This is a genomic window from uncultured Shewanella sp. (genome assembly GCF_947501225.1).
In the GTDB taxonomy this organism is placed as follows: Bacteria; Pseudomonadota; Gammaproteobacteria; order Enterobacterales; family Shewanellaceae; genus Shewanella.
The window spans coordinates 1-318 of the sequence record NZ_CANMUW010000059.1 but is presented as its reverse complement, the minus strand read 5'-3'; the positions used below and the strand labels follow the sequence as shown (position 1 = coordinate 318).

Sequence of the window (318 nt, the reverse complement as noted above, 5' to 3'; positions counted from 1 at the left end):
ACATTAGCTCAGTTGGTAGAGCGATACCTTGCCAAGGTATAGGTCATCGGTTCGAACCCGATATGTCGCTCCAAATTAAAATTTGAAAGCGAAATTCGCTCAGTTGATTTACTCGAAAGAGTTGATACCTTCTTTTTGCCAAGGTATAGGTCATCGGTTCGAACCCATTCTTTATGATAAGAATGGTCGCTCCAAATTAAAATGTTTTGAATACACCAAATATTCGAGACTAAAAAGTTTAAAGCGACATTAGCTCAGTTGGTAGAGCGATACCTTGCCAAGGTATAGGTCATCGGTTCGAACCCGATATGTCGCTCC

1 tRNA gene is annotated in these 318 nt (G+C 40.9%); it reads left to right on the top strand.

Annotated features, from left to right (window positions below):
- Positions 1-243 precede the first annotated feature (243 nt).
- Positions 244-316 (top strand) — tRNA-Gly (locus Q1B47_RS21920).
- The last annotated feature ends 2 nt before the right edge of the window (positions 317-318 follow it).